Raw genomic sequence first — 19,604 nt, forward strand, 5'->3', positions numbered from 1 at the left:
CGGCGGGGAAGTTGGGCAGCGTGGACAGGTCGTTGCCGAACTCGGCGGTGCCCGCGGTGAACCGGTCACCGGTGAGTTGCATGCCGTCACCGGAGTCACCGGCGAACCGGATGATCACCCGATCGAGCTGCCGAACCTGCTTGATCACAGCTCCTGAACTCCGTTCTCGAACCGGGCGAGCAGTCTCGCCAGCTCCTCGTGGTATCTCTCGACATTGCGCAGCTTCACGTCCTCGTACCCGCGCACCAGGTCAGGCAGCTCCGCCAGCTGGACCGCGAGCGCGAGGTTGTCCGGGGAGAGGCGGCCGGCGAGGCGCTCCACCAGGCCGGCGTACTCCCGCACCAGCTCACGCTCGACCCGGCGCACCCTCGTACGGCCGAACGGGTCGAAGGCGGTCCCGCGCAGGCGGCGCAGGCCGCGCAGGGCCACCAGCGCCGGCCGGAACCACGGGCCCAGCGTGAGCTTCCGCCGCACGCCCATCGCCCGCAGCAGCGGAGGGTGGAGCTTCCACGACGCCTTGGCGCCGGGTCCGAACCGCTCCGCCAGCGCCGACCGGACGTCGTCGCCGAGGCTGAGGCGGGCGACCTCGTACTCGTCCTTGTAGGCCATCAGCTTGAACAGGTGGCGCGCGACCGACTCGGCGAAGGCGGCCGAGCCGGGCACCCGCGACGCCTCCAGGGCGCGCACCCGTTCCACCAGGCGCGTGTAGCGGCGGGCGTAGCCGAGGTCCTGATAGGCCAGCAGCTCCTGGGACCGGAGCCCCACCAGCCGGGCCAGCTCCGACCCCGGAGGCGCCTGCACGATCCCCGTCACGTCCTCCTGCGGAGCGGGCCCGGGCGCGTCCCGCACGGCGGGGTCGCTGACGAACTTGCGGCCGTGCCGGAACGCCCGCAGGTTGACCTCCACCGCGACGCCGTTGAGCCGGACGGCCTCCTCGATCGCCTCGGCCGGCAGCGGGATCGCGCCCTGCTGGAAGGCGACGCCCACCAGCAGCATGTTGGCCGTCTGGTCGTCCCCGAACAGGTCGGAGGCCAGCGCGCGGGCGTCGAGCAGCCGGGCCAGGCCGGGGCGGACCCGGTCGAGTATCGGGCCGGTGACCTCGTCCGGCTCGGGAAAACCCACCGCCGGGTCGGCGACCATCCGGCCGGTGGGCACCTCGGAGGTGGACAGCACCGCGACGGTCCGCTCGGGCGAGGCGACCGTCAGGTTCCCGGGGTCGGCGGCGACCAGGAGGTCGCAACCGAGGTAGAGATCGCACTCGCCCTCGGCGAGCCGGTTGGAGGTCAGCCTGCGGTCGCGGGAGAACTTCACGTCCGACACCACCGCCCCGCCCTTCTGCGCGAGCCCCGTCTGGTCGAGCGACCGCGCGTTCCATCCGGCGATCAGCCCGGCGGTGGCGAGGATCTGGGAGACGGTGACGACGCCGGTCCCGCCGATGCCGAGCACCCGGACGCCGAAGGCGTCACCGCCCACCACGGACTCCGGCTCCGGCAGGTCCGCCTCGATCGCGCCGCCCTCGCGGGTCACCGGGGCGGCGGAGACCGTCATGAAGGCGGGGCAGTCGCCGTCCAGGCAACGGGTGTCGAGATTGCACGATGCCTGGTGGATGCGCGTCTTGCGGCCGTACTCCGTCGGGACCGGCTGCACCGACAGGCAGTTGGACTTGCGGCCGCAGTCGCCGCAGCCCTCGCAGACGCGCTCGTTGATGAAGACCCGTGTCGCCGGTCGCGGGAGCAGGCCCCGCTTGCGCTTGCGGCGGGTCTCGGTCGCGCACTCCTGGTCGTGCAGGAGCACGGTCACGCCCGGGGTGCCGGCCAGGACCCGCTGCGCATCCTCGACGCGCGACCGGTCCCAGACCTCGACGCCGCGCGGCAGCCGGATCCGGCGGTACCTGCGGCGGTCCTCGGTGGTGACGATGATCTTCGAGACGCCCTCGGCCAGCAGCACGCCGACGATCCGCGCCGCGTCCATCCCGCCGACCGTCCGCTGCCCCCCGGTCATGGCCACAGCGGAGTTGTAGAGCAGCTTGTACGTGATGTCGACGCCCGCCGCCACCGCCGCCCGGATCGCCAGGGATCCGGAGTGGTCGAAGGTGCCGTCGCCCAGGTTCTGCACGTAGTGGTCACGCTCGACGAAGGGCGCCATCCCCACCCATTGCAGGCCCTCTCCGCCCATCTGGGAGAGCCCGGTGACGGAGCCGACCTGGGCCTCGTCCATGAGCACCACCATCGCGTGGCAGCCGATCCCGCCGCCGACCAGGCTGCCTTCGAGCGTCTTGGTGGAGGTGTTGTGCGGGCAGCCCGAGCAGAAGTACGGCGCGCGCCGCAGGAGCGGCAGCGGACGGCGCGGGTCGGGGCGCGGTCCCGGCGTCACCGGGATGCCGTTGGCGAGCAGCCGCCGGCGCAGCCGGGGGACGATCGCGTCCACGTCCAGCTCCCCGTACGCGGGAACCAGCTCGTCGCCGTCCTGGTCACGCTTCCCGGTGACCAGCGGGACGGCCGGGCCGCCGTAGAGGATGTCGCGGACGGCCGTCTCCAGGAAGGACCGCTTCTCCTCGACGACCACGATCTCGGCCAGGCCGTCCGCGAACTCCCTGACGGTCTCCGGCTCCAGCGGGAACGGCATGCCCACCCGGAGCAGCCGGAGCCCGCTCGCGCGCAGGTCCGGCTCGTCGACGCCGAGCCGGCGCAGCGACTCCACCACGTCCAGGAAGGTGCGGCCCGCGGCGATCACGCCGACCCGGTCGCCCGGCGCCGCCCCCACGACACGGTTCAGGCGGTTGAGCCGGGAGTACTCGACGGCCAGCCGCAGCCGGTTGGTCACCAGGTCGCGTTCGAGCGGCCCCAGCGTGGGCTGCAGCAGCCGCGCGGTGGGCCGGTGGCGCCCGGCGCCCGGCGGGAGCACCGGCTCGGGCCGCTCGTCGTCGAGGAACACCGTCGAGGAGCCGTCGGCCACGGCGGTGACGATCTTCAGTCCCACCCACAGCCCGGTGGCCCGGGACAGCTCCACGGCGTGCGCTCCCAGGTCCAGCACGTCCTGGGAGTCGGCCGGATACAGGAACGGCATGGCCAGGTCGGCCAGCGCCGCTTCCGACGAGCAGGGGACGCTGGAGGACTTGGCGGCCGGGTCGTCGCCCACCAGCACGATCGCGCCGCCGTCCGGGTGGGCGCCCATCAGGTTCCCGTGCCGCAGGGCGTCCGTGGCCCGGTCCAGCCCGGGGGCCTTGCCGTACCAGATGCCGAGCACGCCGTCGTACCGGGCGCCGTCGAGGGTGTTGGCCAGCTGGCTGCCCTGCACCGCGGTCGCCGCGCTCTCCTCGTTCAGCCCCGGCCGGAAGACGACATCGTTGGCGTCGAGGAGGCGGCGCTGGCGGTGCAGCTCCAGGTCGTAGCCGCCGAGCGGCGAGCCCTCGTAGCCGGAGACGAAGGTGGCGACCCGGCGGCCGCGAGCCAGGTCCCGGCGGTGCTGGTCGATAGGCAGCCGGGCCAGCGCCTGCACGCCGGTCAGCTGGACCCGTCCAGTCGTCGCCTCGTAGCGATCTTCCAGCCGCATCCGGTCCGTCCCCCTTCCATGGGTGGCTGGGCGAGATTCAGCCAGGCGGGCGCGGCGGGCTCAAGAGGGTCTGGGCCACTGGCACAGAAGAGGCCGGTCGGCCGGCGGGCCCACTGGGCACTTGGCTAGTCGCTAACCTGTTAACGGCTAAAAAGTCACCGAATACGGCTTCCTGGAGCGGTGTAGTCGTCATTAGCATCCCGTCCAAAGGCAATGAGGTCGGGAGGCTTCCGTGGGGCGTTCGCTCGAAGGGATGCCGGTGCTCGTCACCGGGGGCGGTTCTGGGATCGGCGAGGCGGTGGTCCATCGGCTGGTCAAGGCCGGCGCGAAGGTGACACTCGCGGGCCGGCGCGCGGACCGGGTCGAGGCGGTCGCCAGGCAGGCGGGCTCCGGCGCGTGCGGCGTCGTCGCCGACGTCACCGTGGCCGCGGACCGCGAGCGCATGGTCGCGCGGGCGGTCGAGCACGGCGGCGGGCTGGAAGCCGTGGTGCACGCCGCGGGCAACATGTACCGCGGCGCGCTCGAAGACCTCGACGAGCAGGCGCTGCACGACGTGTTCGCCTCCAACACGATCGGCCCCATGATGCTGACCGCGCTCGCCCTGCCGCACCTGCGGGAGCGCTCCGGCGCCGTGGTCTTCTTCGGTTCCGTGCACACCCAGCGCGCCTTTCCCGGCGCGTCCCCGTACGCCGCCACGAAGGGCGCGCTGGAGACCCTGACCGGGGTGCTGGCCGCGGAGCTGGGACCTCAGGGCGTGCGGGTCGGCTGCGTGCGGCCCGGCGGCGTGCTGACCGAGATCAACCAGCGGGCCGGGCTCATGGACGACGCCACCGCCGCCGAGCGCATGCGCTCGCTCGGCCCCGCCCACGCGCTCGGCCGGGCGGGCACCGCGGCCGAGGTCGCCGAGGCCGTCGAATACCTGATCACGGCCGAGTGGGCGACCGGCGGCGTGCTCACCATCGACGGCGGCCTCGGCCTCGGCGTCACCAACGCCTGACGACACGGACGGGCCTGTGCGCGGCGCGGTCCTCGCCTTTACCGGCGGTGGGCGCGTGGTGGGGACACCACGCGCCCTTCCGGTCGTGTCAGGACGCGGACTTGCCGGGCTCCAGCCAGTCCTCGCTGACGAGCTTCCACGCGGAGCCGTCCCACTCCGCGACCTTCGCGCCGGTCGTCCCGACGTGCCCGCCGCCGGCGGCCGGGCCGAAGGTGATCGGCGGGTAGATGCCGGACGCGTGCTCCTTGAGCGACTCGGCGGTCTTCTGGAAGCTCGCCCAGCTCAGGTCGTCGCCCATCCGGTTCACGATCTCGAAGAAGATCTTCGTGTTGGCGTACGCCTGCAGGGCGTAGGCGCTGCCGGCCTGGTCCGGGGCGACGGCCTGCTGGGCGGTCCGCCACGCCGCGGCCTCCGGGGCGTCCGACGTCGGCAGCTCGGAGATGAACGTGCCGTAGATGCCCTTCGCCGCGGGCCCCGCCGGTCCCACCGTGCCCGCGCTGCCCGTGGTCACGGTCGAGGAGGTGCCCATGATTGTGGGCTTCCAGCCCAGCTCGCCGACCGCCTTCATGATCAGCGCCGACTGCGTGTTGTCCGTCCCGAGCACGATGGCGTCCGGTTTCGCCTCCCGCACCTTGAGTACGGCGGAGCTCACCTCGGTCGAGTTGGGCTCGGTCGTCTCGTTCGCGACGACCTCGACCCCCATGGCCGCGGCCTCCTCCTTGACCCCGTCCCGGATCGCGTGGCCGAGCTCGTTGTCCTGCCCGATGACGGCGACCTTCTTGACGTCCTTGCCCGCCAGGAAGTCCACGATCACCCTGGCCTGGTCACGCTGGCTGGTGCCGAGCAGGAACACCGAGTCCTGCTCCGGGTCGGGCGGCAGCACCGGCGCGAACAGCGGCATCCCCTTCTGCGCCAGGTAGGGATAGCTGCCCGGGATGTTGGCCGACCCGGCGGGGGAGACGACCGCGTACACCTTCTCCTGGTCGCCCAGGCGGCGGATGTTGGCGACGCTGCGCGCCGCCTCGAACCCGTCGTCGAGCACGACGAGCTTCACCTGACGCCCCAGGACGCCGCCCTTGTCGTTGATCTCCTTGACCGCCGCGTTCAGCCCGGCTTCGAAGCCCTTTCCCGAGGTGGCGGCGCCGCCGGAGAGCGGCAGGGTGGTGCCGATGGTGATGGTGTCGTCCGTGACACCCTGCACCGTCCCGCCCGCGTCCGACGGCGCGGCCGCCTGGGACGAGCAGCCCGCGACGGCGAGCGCGGTCAGCAGGACGGGCAGGGCGGTGAGCGGGAACCGTCGTGGCCTCATGGGACCCTCCAGTCAGAATGGTGCTAGTGGTTCAGCCGAGGTAGGCGCGGACGAGGTTCTCCGAGTCCGCGAGCTCGTGGGCGGGGCCCGAGGTGTGCACGGCTCCGCCGGCGAGCACGTACGCGCGGTCCGCGATGTCGAGCACGGCCGAGTTCTGCTCGACGAGCAGGAACGCGGTGCCCGACTCCGCCCGCAACCGGGCGACCAGCCCGAGCAGCTGGGTGACCAGGATCGGCGCGAGGCCGAAGGACATCTCGTCCACCATCACCAGGCGCGGCCGGCCGAGCAGCGCCCTGGCGACGGCCAGCATCTGCTGCTGGCCGCCGGACAGCGAACCGGCGGGCGCGGCCAGCTTGTCGCGGAGCGCGTCGAACACCTCCAGCAGCCGCTCCTCGTCCTGGGCGACGTCCCGGGCGCCGCGCCCGCGGGCGGTGGCGCCCAGGCGCAGGTTCTGCCGCACGGTGAGGGACGAGAGGATGCCGCGGCCCTCGGGGACGTGGCCGAGGCCGAGCCTGGCCCTGGCCTCCGGCGGCCGCCCGCCGAGCGTGGCGCCGTCGAAGCTCACCGAGCCCGACCAGGTGGGCAGCACGCCGGAGACGGCGCGCAGCGTCGTGGTCTTGCCCGCGCCGTTGACCCCGAGCAGCGCGACGATCTCGCCCTCCGCCACGTCGAGGTCGACCCCGCGCAGCACCGGGACCCGGCCGTAGCCGGAGGTCAGCTCACGAATCGACAGTAGCAACGCCGGCTCCCAGGTAGGCCTTGACGACATCGGGATGGGCGACGACCTCGGCCGGAGTGCCGTCCGCCAGGATGCGCCCGAAGTGCAGCGCCGCGACCCGCGGGCACAGCCGCGAGACGAGCTCCAGGTCGTGCTCGATGATCAGGATCGACAGCTCGTCCCGCTCGCCGATCTCGGCCAGCGGCGCCACCATCCGGTCGACGTCGGCCGCCGACAGGCCGGCGGCGGGCTCGTCCAGCAGCACGATGCGCGGCCGCGGCGCCAGAGCGCGGACGACCTCGACGATCTTCTGGCTGCCCAGCGGCAGGTTGCCGGCGGGCTCGGCGGCGCGTGCGGCCAGCCCGAAGGCGTCGAGCAGCTCGCGCGCCCGCTCCCTGGCGGCGCGCGCCCCGCGCGAGACCCCGAGGAAGTCGGCCAGCCCGCCGCCGGGAGGCAGCCCGGCGTCCAGCCCGGCCAGCACGTTCGCCTCGACCGACAGCTCGGCCACCAGCCGGGGAGTCTGGAAGGTCCGGCGCACGCCTCTGCGGGCCACGACGGCCGGGCGTCCGGCGCGTACGGGCTCGCCCGCGATCCGCACCGACCCTGCGACCGGCCGCACATAGCCGGTCACCACGTTGAACACCGTCGTCTTGCCCGCGCCGTTCGGGCCGATCAGCCCGGTGAACCCCGGGCCGACGGCGAGGTCGACGCCCTTCAGCACCTCGTTGCCGCCGAAGCGCACGGCGATCCCGGACAGTTCGAGCGCGTTCATCGGGCGGCTCCCGTCAGGTCGGCCTGCCCGGACACGGGCGGCGGTTCGGGCGCCGGCGGGGCCGGGCGCCTGGCCCGCAGCCGGGCGGGCAGCGAGGCCAGCCCGCGCGGCAGGAACGCGATCGCCAGCGCGAGGATCAGCCCGTACACCAGCCGCTGCCAGCTCCCCAGGTCCTGCAGCAGGTCACGCAGCACCACCACCACGACCGCGCCGAGGAACGGCCCGGCGACGTAACCCACGCCGCCGAGGAACGCGACGACCAGGAACTCGATGAGCAGCCCCATGTCGAAGATCTCCGGCGTCAGGTACGACAGGCACTGCGCGTACAGCGCCCCGGCGACGCCCCCGATGAACGCCGACAGCGCGAAGGCCAGCAGCTTCGTCCGCATCGGGCTCACCCCCAGCGACGGCGCGGCGATCTCCGCGTCCCGCACGACCCGCAGGCGCCTGCCGAGCCCGACGCGCCCGATGCGCATGACGACGGCGGTGGTGACGGCCGCCACGGCGAGGCACAGGTACCAGCGGCTGCCGTCGACGTCGATCCCGGGCAGCACCACGGCCTGCACGGCGGTGCCGGCGATGCCGCCGGTGACCGGCGTGGCCTCCACGAACACGCGGATCATCAGCTCGGCGAACGCGAGCGTGGCGATCGCCAGGTAGAAGCCGCGCAGCCGGGTGGCCGGCAGCCCGATCAGCACCCCGAACAGCGCGGCGACCAGGCCCGCGGTGACCGCCGCGAGCGGCCAGGCCCAGCCCTGCGCGACCAGGTACGTGGTCGCGTACGCCCCGACGCCGAGGAAACCGGCCTGGGACAGCGCGATCTGCCCCGACCATCCCATGATCAGGACCAGCCCCAGCCCGGCCGTCGCCGTCACCATGACCAGGCACGCCTGGAACAGCAGGTACGGGTTGACCAGGCCGGGCAGCGCGAGCAGGACGAGGGCCGCCGCCACGGCGCCGGCCACGCCGGCGACCCGCCGGGGCGAGCCGGAGAGCAGCGCGAGCGGTGTCATCAGACCTCCCGGACCTGGTGGCGGCCGAACAGCCCCTGCGGCTTGATCGACAGCACCACGACGATGGCCAGCAGCGCGATCGCGGTCTTGCTCGACGTCGAGATGTACGCGCCCGCCAGGTTCTCCGCGACGCCGAGCGCGAGCCCGCCGACGAACGCCCCGGTGATGCTGGAGAACCCGCCGAGCGTCGCCGCGACGAAGCCCTTGATGAGCAGCCCTGAGCCGTTCTGGTCGGTGAGCAGCGAAGCCTGCCCCTGCAGCAGCAGCGCGATCGTGGCGATCGCCCCCGCCAGGGCCCACGAGGTGCGGAACACCGTCGTGACCGAGACGCCGAGCAGCCTCGGCGTCACGCGGTCCTCCGCGATCGCCTGCATCCGCACGCCGAGCGGCGTGCGGAAGAAGAGGATGAGCCCGGCCATCACCGCCAGCCCGGCCGCGATGCTGAGCAGCTGCTCGTACGCCACGACCTGCCCGGCCACGGTGAACGAGCCCGCGAACGGGGAGTCGATCTTGCGGGGCTCGGATCCCCACACGAGCTGGACGACCGCGTTGATCACGACGAAGACCGCGATCGTCATCAGGACCGTGGCGAAATGGTTCTCCGCCAGGATCGGACGGATAGCCGTTCGTTCCACCACTACGGACAGCGCGACGCCGATGAGCAACCCGATCGGTACCGCCAGCCACCATGACAGGTGCGCGCCGTCGATGAGCGCCCAGGTGCAGAAAGCCGGAAACAATCCCAGCTCAGCCATGGCGAAGTTGGGTACGTCGGTCGCCTTCAGCACGAGGACGATGGCCAGTGCCATGAGGGAGTACCAGCTCCCCGCCTGCAAGCCGCTGATGATCTGTTGCCACACGGTTACGCCTCCAGCCGCTAGTCGTCAGGATGCTAACGTCCAATGGGAAGACGCGACAGTCCCGATTTGGCAACGACGCGGCGGGACGGGAGCGAGCGGAGCGCGATCAGGCGGCCCGGCCTGCGGGCACGCGAAAACGGCGCCCATCGTCAGATGGACGCCGTCGCGATCCCGATGCGGCCCGGCCGCCGGATCGGCGGGCGGGGCCGTCGGGCGGATCCGGGGGTCCGTCCGCCGCGAACCGCCGGACGCCCCCGTGTCAGCGGATCAGCGGGACGTGTCGTTCCCGCGCCGGCGGCCGGGGGCGGGCGGGGGCGCGCCGGCGCCCCTTCTGAGCAGCGTGGCGGGGGCGCCGTGGTCGGCGCGCAGCCGCAGCAGCGCCGGATCGGACTTCCAGAAGGTCTCGAAGTCCTCGGCCGCGAACTTCTCCACGATGAGGTGCATGGCGATGTCGTGGCGCACGTACTCGACCGCGACCAGGACCACCGCCGGGTCGTCGGTGTAGACGCCCCAGGCGTCGTCGTTGATCACGCCGCCGATGACCGCCTGCTCGCGGTCGGCCACCACGACCAGCAGCCGGCAGCCCAGGTTCTCAAGCGCCACCTTGGGGCTGGAGAAGCGGTGCTGGGTGGTGTGGCCCACCGGGTCGGGGTCGTCGCCGAAGACGACCGTGGAGACGTCGACGCCGTCGGACTCGGCCCTGCGGGCCAGCGGCTTGAGCGGCTCCAGCTCCGCCGGCCACCCGGACAGGAACAGGTCTCTGCGCGCCGCCGAGACCACGTCCTCGGCCCGGGTGATCAGCGACGACCGGTCGGTCAGGTTGTGGATCAGCCGGACCTGGGTGGGCGAGGCCACCTCGGGCAGCGACTCGCGCAGCGTGCTGATCGACTGGTCGAACTCGCGCCGCATCCGGTCGAGCAGCGACATCGGGGGCAGCGAGATGTAGCCCACGCCCGCGTCGCCGAGCCGCACCTCGTAGGCGGCTCCCCGGCCCACGAGCTTGCCCAGCGTCTCGTAGACCGTGCTGCGCGGCACTCCCGATCGTTTGGCCACCTCGTAGCCGTTGAGCGGGGCGCCGGCCGCCACGAGCGCGACGTAGGCCTTGGCCTCGTAACCGGACATGCCGAGGCGCTGGAGCTCTTCGATCACTCTCTGCTGAGACACGTTGCCATCGTCGCATCACCTCGGGCTCCGGGACGAATTCCGATCACCGCCAGGCCAGTCTAGCCAGGAGGGTTCATAGTAGTTAACCTTCTGACGCATAACGAGGTCCGAGGAGAGCCGATGGCCGACAGCATCTTGATCACCGGAGGCGCCGTCATCGACGGCACCGGCGCCGCGCCGCGAGCCGACGAGGCGGTGCTGGTGCGCGGCGACCGGATCGCCGCCCTGGGCGCCGAGGCGCTGGCCCAGGCCGAGTCGGGCGGCGTGGACGAGCGGATCGACGCGGGCGGGCGCACGGTCATGCCCGGCCTGATCGACGCCCACACCCACCTCAGCTTCGGCGAACCGACCGGCAACGACGAGCTGCTCAACCACCGCACGCAGGGCTACAGCTCGATGCTGTCGGCCTACCACGCCCGCAAGGTGCTCCGCGCCGGGGTGACCGGCGTGCTCGACGCCGACTGCCTGTGGTCCATCGGCGTCGAGCTGCGGGACGCCATCGACACCGGCATCGTCGAAGGCCCCCGCATGCGCGCCGGGGGACAGGCCCTGATGACCATGCTCGGCGGCACCGCCGGCCGGATGATCCGCGACGAGGGCACCACCGGCTACGCGACCGTCGTCCACAACCGCGACATGATGGTCAAAGAGGTACGACGCCAGATCAAGTACGGGGTCGACTGGATCAAGATCATGGTCACCGGCCTGATCCCGTCCATGAAGGGCCCCGAGGTCAAGGTCTGGAGCTTCGACGAGCTCCGTACCGTCTGCGACGCCGCGCACGAGCTCAACACCAAGGTCGTCGCCCACTGCCGCAACTCCGAGAGCACCCGCGACGCCGCGAGGGCGGGCGTCGACCTGATCTATCACGCCTCCTACATGGACGACGAGGCGCTCGAAGCCGTCGTCGAGTCCGGCAGCGCGCTGTGCCCGACGTTCACGCTCCTCGGCAACCTCGCCGACTACGGCCAGAAGATCGGCAGCGCGCCCGAGCTGCTCGACGTGTTCCGCGCCGAGATCGAGGTCACCGCCGCGCAGATGGCCAAGGCGCACGCCGCCGGCGTGCCGTTCCTCACCGGCTCGGAGACCGGCTTCGCCGTCACCCCCGTCGGCGAGTGGCACGCCCGCGAGCTGGAGATGTTCGTCCAGTACATGGGCATGACGCCGATGGAGGCGATCGTCGCCGCCACCCGCAACGGCGCCTTCGCGCTGCGCATGGAAGGCGAGGTCGGCACCCTGGAGACCGGCCGGCTCGCCGACGTCCTCATCGTCGACGGCGACCCGCTGAAGGACGTCACGATCCTCCAGGACCGCACCCGGATCGCCGAGGTGATCAAGGGCGGGCGCCGGATCGACCTCACCACCCCGATCCCCGAGCGCCGCATGCGCTCCACCGACCAGGTGAGGTTCCTCGCCTCCTGCCCCCTCACCCGCGGGCTGGCCCTGACCGAGGATCAACTGGAGAAGCTGGCCCGTGTCTGACCACCCCGAGCTTCCTTCCCGGCGTTCCCCGGTGATCGACGTGCACGCGCACGCCGTACTGGAGGTCAGCCTCGGGGCGGCCGGCGCGGCGGGGCCCGAGCTGGGCGTCTCGCCCGACGGCACGCCCTTCTACCGCGTCGGCGGGTACGTGCTGAACGGCGTGCGCTACGCCGGAAGCCCCTTCATGGACGTGGACGTCCGCATCGCCGCCATGGACGAGGCCGGCGTCGACGTGCAGCTGCTGTCGCCCAACCCGCTGACCTACTTCGACCGGCTGGACCCCGGCGCGGCGGTGGCCTACGCGCGCACCCACAACGACGCGCTGGCCGAGACGGTGGGCAAGCACCCGGCGCGCCTGCTCGGCGCCGCCCAGCTGCCGGTGCAGGACGTCCCCGCGTCGATCGCCGAGGCCCGGCGCGCCGTGCGCGAGCTGGGGATGGCGGCCGTGTACATCGGCACCGACCCCGCCGGGCGCACCCTCGACGATCCCGGGCTCGACCCGCTCTACGAGGCGCTCGCCGACCTGGACGTGCCGCTGTTCGTGCACCCGTCGCCGCTCGGCCCGGACGGGCCGCCGCAGGACCCCCGGCTGCGCCGCTTCGACCTCGACCTGCTCTTCGGGTTCGCCCGCGACGAGACGCTGGCCGTGGCCGCGCTGGTCTTCGGCGGCGTGCTCGACCGGCACCCCGGCCTGGACGTGTGCGTCTCGCACGGCGGCGGCGCCGCGGCGTTCGTCGCCGGTCGGTTCGCCCGCGCCGTGGAGAAGCGCCCGTGGGCCGGCGCGAAACTGCGGGAGAACGGGTTCGAGCACTACTACCGCCGCCTGTGGTTCGACACCCACGTGCACGACGACCTGTCGCTTCACCTGCTCGCCGAGCACGCGGGGACGGAGCGGCTGGTGTTCGGCACCAACTTCGCAGGCTGGGACTCCGGCGCCCACGAGGGGCCGGGGCTCGACCCCGCGGTCCTGGCCGCCAACGCCGCCAGACTCCTGCGCCGCCCTGACCTGCTGGAGGTCCGATGACGGCGTTCGGCCGTGTGGGAGGTCCGATGACGGCGCCTAGCCGTGAGGGAAGTCTGCTGGAGGTTCGATGACGGTGCTCGGCCGCGAGGGAAGTCCGATGACGCTGCCCGGCCGCGAGGGAAGTCTGCTGGAGGTCCGATGACGGTGCTCGGCCGCGAGGGAAGTCCGATGACGCTGCCCGGCCGCAAGGGAAGTCTGCTGGAGGTCCGATGACGGCGCCTGGCCACGTGGGAAGTCCGGCGAGGACCCTCGGCCACGTGGGAGATTCGGCCAGCGCATCCTGCCGCGTCCTCGTCACCGGTGGCGCCTCCGGCATCGGCCTCGCGTGCGCGCAGCTCCTCGCCGCCCAGGGCTGGGAGGTCGAGGTCGCCGACCTGCGCGCCGGGCCGGGGCGGCACGAGCTCGACGTGGCCGACCGGGAGTCCTGGAAGCGCGTGCTCGACGCGGCCTGGCCGCTCGACGCCCTGGTGAACTGCGCCGGCCACCGCAGCCGCGGCGCGATCACCGAGCTCGACGTCGCCGAGTTCGAACGCATGCTGTCCGTGCACGTCATCGGGACGTTCCTGGGCATCCAGGGCTGCGCCCGGCGCTGGCTGGCGGCCGGCGTCGGCGGCGCCGTCGTCACCATCAGCTCGGTGACCGGCACCCACGCCGTCGCCGGACAGCCGCACTACGTGGCCGCCAAGGCCGGGGTCGCCGGGCTGGTCCGCGCGGCGGCGGCCGAGCTGGCCCCCGCCGGGATCCGGGTCAACGCCATCGCGCCCGGCGTCATCCGTACCCCCATGACAGCGGACCGGCTCGGCGCACCCGAGCAGGCGGCGTGGCTGATGAACCGCGTCCCGATGGCGCGCGTGGGCGAGCCGGAAGAGGTCGCGGCGGCTGTGGCGTTCCTGCTCTCCGGCGGCGCCTCCTACCTCACGGGCGCGGTGATCCCGGTCGACGGCGCCTGGACAGCCACCTGACGATCCCATGCCCTCCACAGCCTCTTCGTGCAGCGTTTCGTACGGCGACGGAGCTTTTCGTGTGGCGGCGGAGCTTTCGTGCGGAGACAGAGCTTTCGTGCGGAGACAGAGCTTTCGTGCGGCGACGGAGCGCCCGTGCGGAGACAGAGCTTTCGTACGGACAAAGCCTTCGTGCGGATAACCAGCTTGCCCCGGCGGCTGCCGCAGAGGCGTTCAGGCTGATCTGACACCTAACTGCGAAGGGACACCCCATGCGTGCCGTTGTGCTGTCCGGAGGGCTCACCCATGACTTCCCCGCCACCACCGCCTGCCTGGTGGAGCTCCTGTCGGGGCAAGGGATCCGGGCGGAGGTCCATACCGACGTAGACGCCGCCCTGCGGGCCCTGCCCGGTGCGGCGCTGCTGGTGGTGAACGCGCTGCGCTGGACGATGACCGGGCCCGGAACCCCCGACCGCTATCGGGAACTGGCCGGAACGGAGGGCGCGAGCCCGTCCCAGAGCGCCAGGGCCAGGCTGGCGGCCCACCTCGAAGCGGGCGGCGGCGTGCTCGGCATGCACACGGCGAGCATCTGCTTCGACGACTGGCCGGAGTGGGGGCGGACGCTCGGCGCCGCCTGGGTGTGGGGCCGCTCGCACCACCCGCCCATCGGCCCCGCGGTCGAGGTGCGGCCGGAGGGCGGGCACGAACTGGTCGACGGCCTTGACCCGTTCACGGTCGTCGACGAGGTGTACGGGGACCTGGAACGGGCACCCGGGACCGTCCCACTCCTGACCGCCGCCCAGCCCACCCGTCCGGACACCCACAGCCGTCACCCCCTGCTGTGGGCCCGCGAACACGCCGGCGGCCGCATCGTCTACGACGCCCTCGGCCACCACCCGCCGTCGTACGAGGTCCCCGAACACCGCGAGATCCTTCGCCGCGCCATCCACTGGACCACCCACGGCTGACCCACACACCCCAAACCGCACCCGCACGTGTGAAGACAACCCTCACCGCCGTACCGACCAGCGCGTATGAAACGGCCGGCCGCACGCGAGACGGCCCGCCACACGGGAGACGGCACGCACAGGGAGACGGCACGCACACGCGAGACGCCCCGCACACGCGACGGCTCGCACATGCGAGACGGCCCCGCAGGTGCGCGAGCAGCCCGTGCACACGACGGCGGGGGCGCGTCACGTACGACGTGACGCGCCCCCAGTCGTCAGGCCTCGGCGAAGCCGACGGAGTCCACTGATGCCGGGCGCGGGAGGGAGGCGAGGGTGCTCTTGATGAGGCCGCCGTCGACGGCGAGGGTCTGGCCGCTGACGTAGGCGGACTTCTCGGAGCCGAGGAAGAGGACGGCGGCGGCGATGTCCTCGGCCGAGCCGAGCCGGGCCAGGGGCACCGCGCCCTCGCGGACGCGCCGGACCTCGGGGTCGGCGTAGATGGCGTCGGACATGCCCGCGTGGATGAGCCCGGGAGCCACGCAGTTGACGCGGATGCCGTGCCTGGCCCACTCCATCGCCATGTGCTCGGTCAACCGGACGACGCCGGCCTTGCTGGCCGAGTAGGCGCCCGCGTTCGGGGCGGCCGCGATGCCGTTGATCGAGGCCAGGTTGACGATCGCGCCTCCGCCGGCGTCGGCCATCGCCCTGGCGAGCGTCCTGGCGACGATGAAGGTGCCCGTCAGGTTGACCCGCAGCGCGGCCTCCCACTCGGCCACCGGGAGGTCGAGCAGCGGCCCGAACCGGACGATGCCGGCGTTGTTCACCACCAGCTGCGGCGGCTCCGGCAGCAGCGCCGCCGCGGCGCGCACCGACTCCTCGTCGGCGACGTCGACGGCCGTGCCCGCGCACGCGTCGCCGATGTCGCGGGCCGTCTGCTCGACGGCCGGGCCGTCGACGTCCCATGCGGCGACCCGGTAGCCCTCTTTCACCGCGTACTCGGCGATGACGGCTCCGATGCCGTGCGCCGCCCCGGTGACCACGGCCCATTTCGTCATGCTGTTCTCTCCCCTTGTCGGCCTGTCCCAAGCGTCGTCATAAGGTTAACTACGCTAGTGGACGCGGCGGCGTGCCTTGTTCACAACGTTCGACGGGTCACAGCAGCGCCTGGTAGGCCCCTCCGTCCACGGGCACCGCCGCGCCGGTGAGGTAACCGGCCTGCGCCGAGCACAGGAACGCGACGACCGCGCCGAGGTCGGCCGGCTCGCCCAGCCGTCCCGCCGGCACGTCGCCGACCGGCGGGCTGTCGCCGTACACCTGCGTGACCCGTTCCGTACGGTGCAGGCCGGGCTGCACGGAGTTCACCGTGATCCCGTCCGCGGCCACCTCGCGGGCCAGCGTGCGCAGGAAACCCGTGGCGCCCGCGCGTGCGGTGTTGGACAGCGCGAGGTTCGGGTACGGCTGGCGCACGCCGAGCGAGGTGATCGCGACGATCCGGCCCCAGCCACCCTCCCGCATGAACGGCAGCGCGGCCAGCGACATCCGCACGACGGCGAGCAGGCTGCGTTCCAGCGCCGGTCGATAGGCGTCCAGCGGGGTCTGCGCGATCGTGCCGGGCGGCGGGCCCGGCCCGTTCACCACCAGGATGTCGAGCCCGCCCATCAGCGCCGCGGCCTCCTCCACGAACGCCGCGGCGCCGTCCGGTCCTGAGACGTCGGCGCGCAGCCACCGCACGCCTGGCCCCAGGCGCTCCGCCGCGGCGCGCGCCCGCTCCTCGTCGGAGCCGCAGATCGTGACCCGCGCCCCCTCCGCGACCAGCGCGGCCGCGCTCGCGTGACCGAGCCCCGCGCTCGCCGCCGCCACGGCCGCACGCCGGCCCCGGATTCCCAGGTCCACGACTACGGCTCGCGCCGCGCGGCGGACCGCCCGAGCGGCCCGCCCAAGGTGTTCACGAACGGGATCAGTCGTGACGCGAAGGCGCCCTCAGTAGACATCGATCTCCTCGTCCCCGTCGAAGACGCGGATGGCGCCGGAGGGACAGTCGCGGGCGAGGTCGAAGATCTGCTCGTCCGTCAGCCGCGGCCCGCCAGGGACCAGCGCGACGATCTCGTCGTCGTCGAAGCGGAACGACTCCGGCGCCTCCGCGACGCACCTGCCGGAGCTGATGCACACGTCCCGGTCGAGCTGGATCCGGTACGTCACTCGCCGCCTCCGAACAGGACCGGGTAGGAGCCCCAGTAGGGCCGCTGGGTGTTGGCGTCACGCTGCGGCGGGTTGTCCGGGTCGCGCCGCACCCGCGCCGCGAACATCCGCTGGACCACACCGGTGACCAGGCCGAAAAGGTGGTCGTCCGGATCCGAGCCGGCCCGTTGCACGACCCCGGCGGCGAGGTCCTGGCCGATGCACACGTGCATCCCCGCGGCGAAGCTCAGCCCGAACGGGGCCACGTTCGGGGGGAACGTGCGGTGCGGGTCGAACGCGGCGGCGTCCGCGCCGAAGACCTCCGGGTCGCGGTTGACCGACTGCAGGTCGATCACCACGGTCGCGCCCTCGGGGATCTCGATGCCGGAACGCAGCGAGACCGGAGCCAGCGCGCGCCTCCGGCCGATCGGGCTGGACGGGTTGAGCCGTACGGTCTCGTGCACGGAGCGCTGGACGAACAGCGGGTCGGCGGCGGCGAGCCCGGCGTCCTCGGGGTGCGCCTCGATCCAGCCCAGGATGTGATCGACCGAGCGGACGAACGCGGTGGCGCTGGTGTGCGCGCCGGCCAGCAGGAAGAACGCGACCTCCCTGCGGATCACCTCGTGCGGCAGGCGCAGCTCCCCGGTGTGGCGCAGCAGCGTGGTCAGCACGTCGCTGGGCACGTCCACGTCCTCGCCGGCCGCCTCCCGCTCCAGCAGGTCGCGGCGGCGGGCGATGGACGGGGCCAGGAACTCCGCGTCCCAGTCTTCGAGAGCCCGCGCGATCACGCGCCGCTGCTCGTCCTTGTCCTTCGTCGAGTGCGCGAGCGTGGCGCCCTCGATGAAGCTCATCATGTACGCGTAGAGCCGGCCGGTCTCCTCGGCGGTGCCCGCGGGGCGGTCGACGCCCGCGGTCAGGGCGGCGAGGTTGAGCATCAGCTCGTGCCCCAGGTGCACCAGGTCGACCCGGCCCTCCGCCTGGTACGGGGCCAGGGTCTGCTCGATCACCCTTGGGAACAGCTCGCGTTCGTAGCGTTCGAACACCTCGCGGCGGAACATCCGGTTCTCCACCCGGCGCCGGGACCGGTGCTCGTCGCCGTGCAGGTTCACCAGCACGTCCGCCATCACGACCTCGCCCTCGTCGTAGAGCGACTGGCGCAGGTCCTTGCTGCGATAGGCGTCCTTGGCGTCCGCGAACGTGGTGAGGACGATCGTTGTCTCTTCGGCGACGGCTGTCATCTGGACTTGCTCCTCCGTTGCGCACGACCGGATCGGGGGGTTGCCGGTCCCTGCTGAGGGTCTCGTGGCGCACCAAGCGGCGTCAAGACCCTAACGACGACTAACAGGGCGGTACGCAGGGTCACATCTTCCGCAGGCCGGTGTCCGCTGGTAGCGTCGTTAGTGTTCTAACCCCGTGTCAATCAGGGAGCGCGTGGCGATGACGACGATCACTCTTGACGGCTACGCCGACGTACGCGAGGCCTTCCGGCTGCGCGACTTCAAGCAGGCGCTCTACGACGAGGGCGGGGTCGTCATGGCCGACTGCCTGCTGGTGCTGCACGGGGAGGACCACCGCGTGCGGCGCAGGGTGGAGAACCGGCTGTTCCGCCGGGGCACGTTCCGGCACTGGGAGCGCGAGTTCCTGCACGACGTCGTACGCGACACGCTGGCGCCGTTCGCCGCCGACGGCCGCGCGGACCTGGTCGAGCTCGGCTACCGCACGATCATGAGCTTGACCGCGCTGGTCGCCGGCATCGACCGGCCCACCGGCTCCGCGGCCGAGGCGGACGCGCTCTACCGGTACGCGAAGAAGTTCTCCGAAGGCGCCACCCTGGTGCACACCACCCGGGACCCGGACGTCGTCCGGGCCGAGGTGCGGGCGGCGCTGGACGAGTTCGACGCCACGTTCATGCGGCCGTCGCTGGAGCGCCGCAGGGCGCTGCTGGCCCGGCACGCGGCCGGTGAGCTGGGTGAGCAGGACCTGCCCCGCGACGTGCTCACCGGCCTGCTGCGCCACTGGGACGAGCTCGGCATCGACCAGGAGATCCTGCTCCGCGAATGCGCCTTCTACCTCCAGGCCGGCTCGCACAGCACCGCCGATGCGTTCACGCACTCGGCCGACGAGTTCTTCGCCTGGGTCCGCCGCGACCCGGCCGCCGCCGAGAAGGCCCTCGACGATCCGGCCCTGCTCCAGCGCTGCGTGCACGAGACCCTGCGGCTGCACCCGGCCAGCCCTGTCGCGCAGCGGCGCGCGCTGGCCCCCGCCGTGCTGCGCGGCGGCACCGAGATCCCCGAGGGCGCGTTCGTCGTGCTGGACATCGCGGCGGCCAACCGCGACCCCCGGGTGTTCGAGCGCCCGGACGAGTTCGACCCCCTGCGCGAGGTCCCGGCCGGCGTCCCCCGCTGGGGCCACGCCTTCGGCGGCGGCACCCACGCGTGCATCGGCACCGAACTCGCCGGCGGTGTCCCGGCGGCGGACGACGCCGAGCAGGTTCTCGGTACGGTCACCCTCATGCTGTCGGCCCTGCTCACCGCCGGCGCCCGCCCCGACCCCCACCATCCGCCGAGGCGCGACCCCAACTCCTCCCGCGACCACTTCGCCTCCTATCCAGTGCTGTTCCGATGACATCCACCCACGCGGTGAG

The 19,604-nt window shown here is 72.7% G+C and carries 17 protein-coding genes; 6 read left to right on the forward strand and 11 right to left on the reverse strand.

What is annotated here, in order from left to right; translation table 11 throughout:
• Positions 1-144 precede the first annotated feature (144 nt).
• Complete coding sequence (locus ABD999_RS35510) at positions 145-3,552, reverse strand: indolepyruvate ferredoxin oxidoreductase family protein (RefSeq protein ID WP_345483100.1); 3,408 nt, start codon at positions 3,550-3,552, stop codon at positions 145-147.
• A 232-nt stretch (positions 3,553-3,784) separates the two neighbouring features.
• Between ABD999_RS35510 and ABD999_RS35515 the strand changes: the two genes are divergently transcribed.
• Positions 3,785-4,549: an SDR family NAD(P)-dependent oxidoreductase gene (locus ABD999_RS35515; protein ID WP_261808493.1), complete on the forward strand. Its 765-nt coding sequence runs from the start codon at positions 3,785-3,787 to the stop codon at positions 4,547-4,549.
• An 88-nt stretch (positions 4,550-4,637) separates the two neighbouring features.
• Here the strand turns inward: ABD999_RS35515 and ABD999_RS35520 are convergent, their stop codons facing one another.
• From ABD999_RS35520 to ABD999_RS35545, 6 genes are all read right to left on the reverse strand, one after another.
• Positions 4,638-5,858, reverse strand: a complete 1,221-nt coding sequence (locus tag ABD999_RS35520) for an ABC transporter substrate-binding protein (RefSeq protein WP_271280115.1) — start codon at positions 5,856-5,858, stop codon at positions 4,638-4,640.
• A gap of 31 nt (positions 5,859-5,889) precedes the next feature.
• Entirely contained in the window at positions 5,890-6,597 is a 708-nt protein-coding gene (locus tag ABD999_RS35525; protein WP_219549569.1) for an ABC transporter ATP-binding protein, read from the reverse strand.
• Positions 6,578-7,348, reverse strand: coding sequence for an ABC transporter ATP-binding protein (locus ABD999_RS35530; protein ID WP_271280114.1), 771 nt, complete (start codon positions 7,346-7,348; stop codon positions 6,578-6,580). Before ABD999_RS35530 ends, ABD999_RS35525 begins: the two co-directional genes overlap by 20 nt.
• A complete protein-coding gene (locus tag ABD999_RS35535; RefSeq protein WP_148031124.1) occupies positions 7,345-8,361 on the reverse strand; it encodes a branched-chain amino acid ABC transporter permease in 1,017 nt (338 codons plus the stop codon). The genes ABD999_RS35530 and ABD999_RS35535 overlap by 4 nt, the downstream gene beginning before the upstream one ends.
• Positions 8,361-9,221 carry a branched-chain amino acid ABC transporter permease gene (locus ABD999_RS35540; RefSeq protein WP_148031125.1) on the reverse strand — a complete coding sequence of 287 codons (861 nt, stop codon included), beginning with the start codon at positions 9,219-9,221 and terminating at the stop codon, positions 8,361-8,363. The genes ABD999_RS35535 and ABD999_RS35540 overlap by 1 nt, the downstream gene beginning before the upstream one ends.
• A 267-nt stretch (positions 9,222-9,488) precedes the next feature.
• Complete coding sequence (locus ABD999_RS35545; RefSeq protein ID WP_261808494.1) at positions 9,489-10,385, reverse strand: TrmB family transcriptional regulator; 897 nt, start codon at positions 10,383-10,385, stop codon at positions 9,489-9,491.
• 120 nt (positions 10,386-10,505) lie between these two features.
• On the opposite strand from ABD999_RS35545, the gene ABD999_RS35550 reads away from it, so the two are divergent.
• From ABD999_RS35550 to ABD999_RS35565, 4 genes are all read left to right on the forward strand, one after another.
• Positions 10,506-11,867, forward strand: a complete 1,362-nt coding sequence (locus ABD999_RS35550) for a metal-dependent hydrolase family protein (protein ID WP_271280113.1) — start codon at positions 10,506-10,508, stop codon at positions 11,865-11,867.
• On the forward strand, positions 11,860-12,891 hold the full coding sequence (locus ABD999_RS35555; protein ID WP_271280112.1) for an amidohydrolase family protein: 1,032 nt from the start codon (positions 11,860-11,862) through the stop codon (positions 12,889-12,891). The genes ABD999_RS35550 and ABD999_RS35555 overlap by 8 nt, the downstream gene beginning before the upstream one ends.
• Before the next feature lie 257 nt (positions 12,892-13,148).
• Positions 13,149-13,853, forward strand: a complete 705-nt coding sequence (locus ABD999_RS35560) for an SDR family NAD(P)-dependent oxidoreductase (RefSeq protein ID WP_271280111.1) — start codon at positions 13,149-13,151, stop codon at positions 13,851-13,853.
• 251 nt (positions 13,854-14,104) lie between these two features.
• Complete coding sequence (locus tag ABD999_RS35565) at positions 14,105-14,800, forward strand: ThuA domain-containing protein (protein WP_271280110.1); 696 nt, start codon at positions 14,105-14,107, stop codon at positions 14,798-14,800.
• A gap of 257 nt (positions 14,801-15,057) precedes the next feature.
• On the opposite strand, the gene ABD999_RS35570 is transcribed toward ABD999_RS35565, so the two are convergent.
• The 4 genes from ABD999_RS35570 to ABD999_RS35585 form a co-directional block, all read right to left on the reverse strand.
• Positions 15,058-15,837 (reverse strand): SDR family NAD(P)-dependent oxidoreductase, encoded by a 780-nt coding sequence (locus ABD999_RS35570; RefSeq protein WP_345483102.1) that lies wholly within the window; start codon positions 15,835-15,837, stop codon positions 15,058-15,060.
• A 97-nt stretch (positions 15,838-15,934) separates the two neighbouring features.
• Complete coding sequence (locus tag ABD999_RS35575; RefSeq protein ID WP_219549585.1) at positions 15,935-16,675, reverse strand: SDR family oxidoreductase; 741 nt, start codon at positions 16,673-16,675, stop codon at positions 15,935-15,937.
• Between the two features lie 87 nt (positions 16,676-16,762).
• Positions 16,763-16,981, reverse strand: coding sequence for a ferredoxin (locus tag ABD999_RS35580; RefSeq protein WP_271280490.1), 219 nt, complete (start codon positions 16,979-16,981; stop codon positions 16,763-16,765).
• Positions 16,978-18,198 (reverse strand): cytochrome P450, encoded by a 1,221-nt coding sequence (locus ABD999_RS35585; RefSeq protein ID WP_271280491.1) that lies wholly within the window; start codon positions 18,196-18,198, stop codon positions 16,978-16,980. The genes ABD999_RS35580 and ABD999_RS35585 overlap by 4 nt, the downstream gene beginning before the upstream one ends.
• Positions 18,199-18,397: 199 nt before the next feature.
• Here ABD999_RS35585 and ABD999_RS35590 point away from each other — a divergent pair, with 199 nt between their 5' ends.
• Entirely contained in the window at positions 18,398-19,585 is a 1,188-nt protein-coding gene (locus ABD999_RS35590; protein ID WP_271280492.1) for a cytochrome P450, read from the forward strand.
• Positions 19,586-19,604: the final 19 nt, after the last annotated feature.

Source organism: Nonomuraea ferruginea (assembly GCF_039540635.1).
Lineage (GTDB): Bacteria > Actinomycetota > Actinomycetes > Streptosporangiales > Streptosporangiaceae > Nonomuraea > Nonomuraea ferruginea.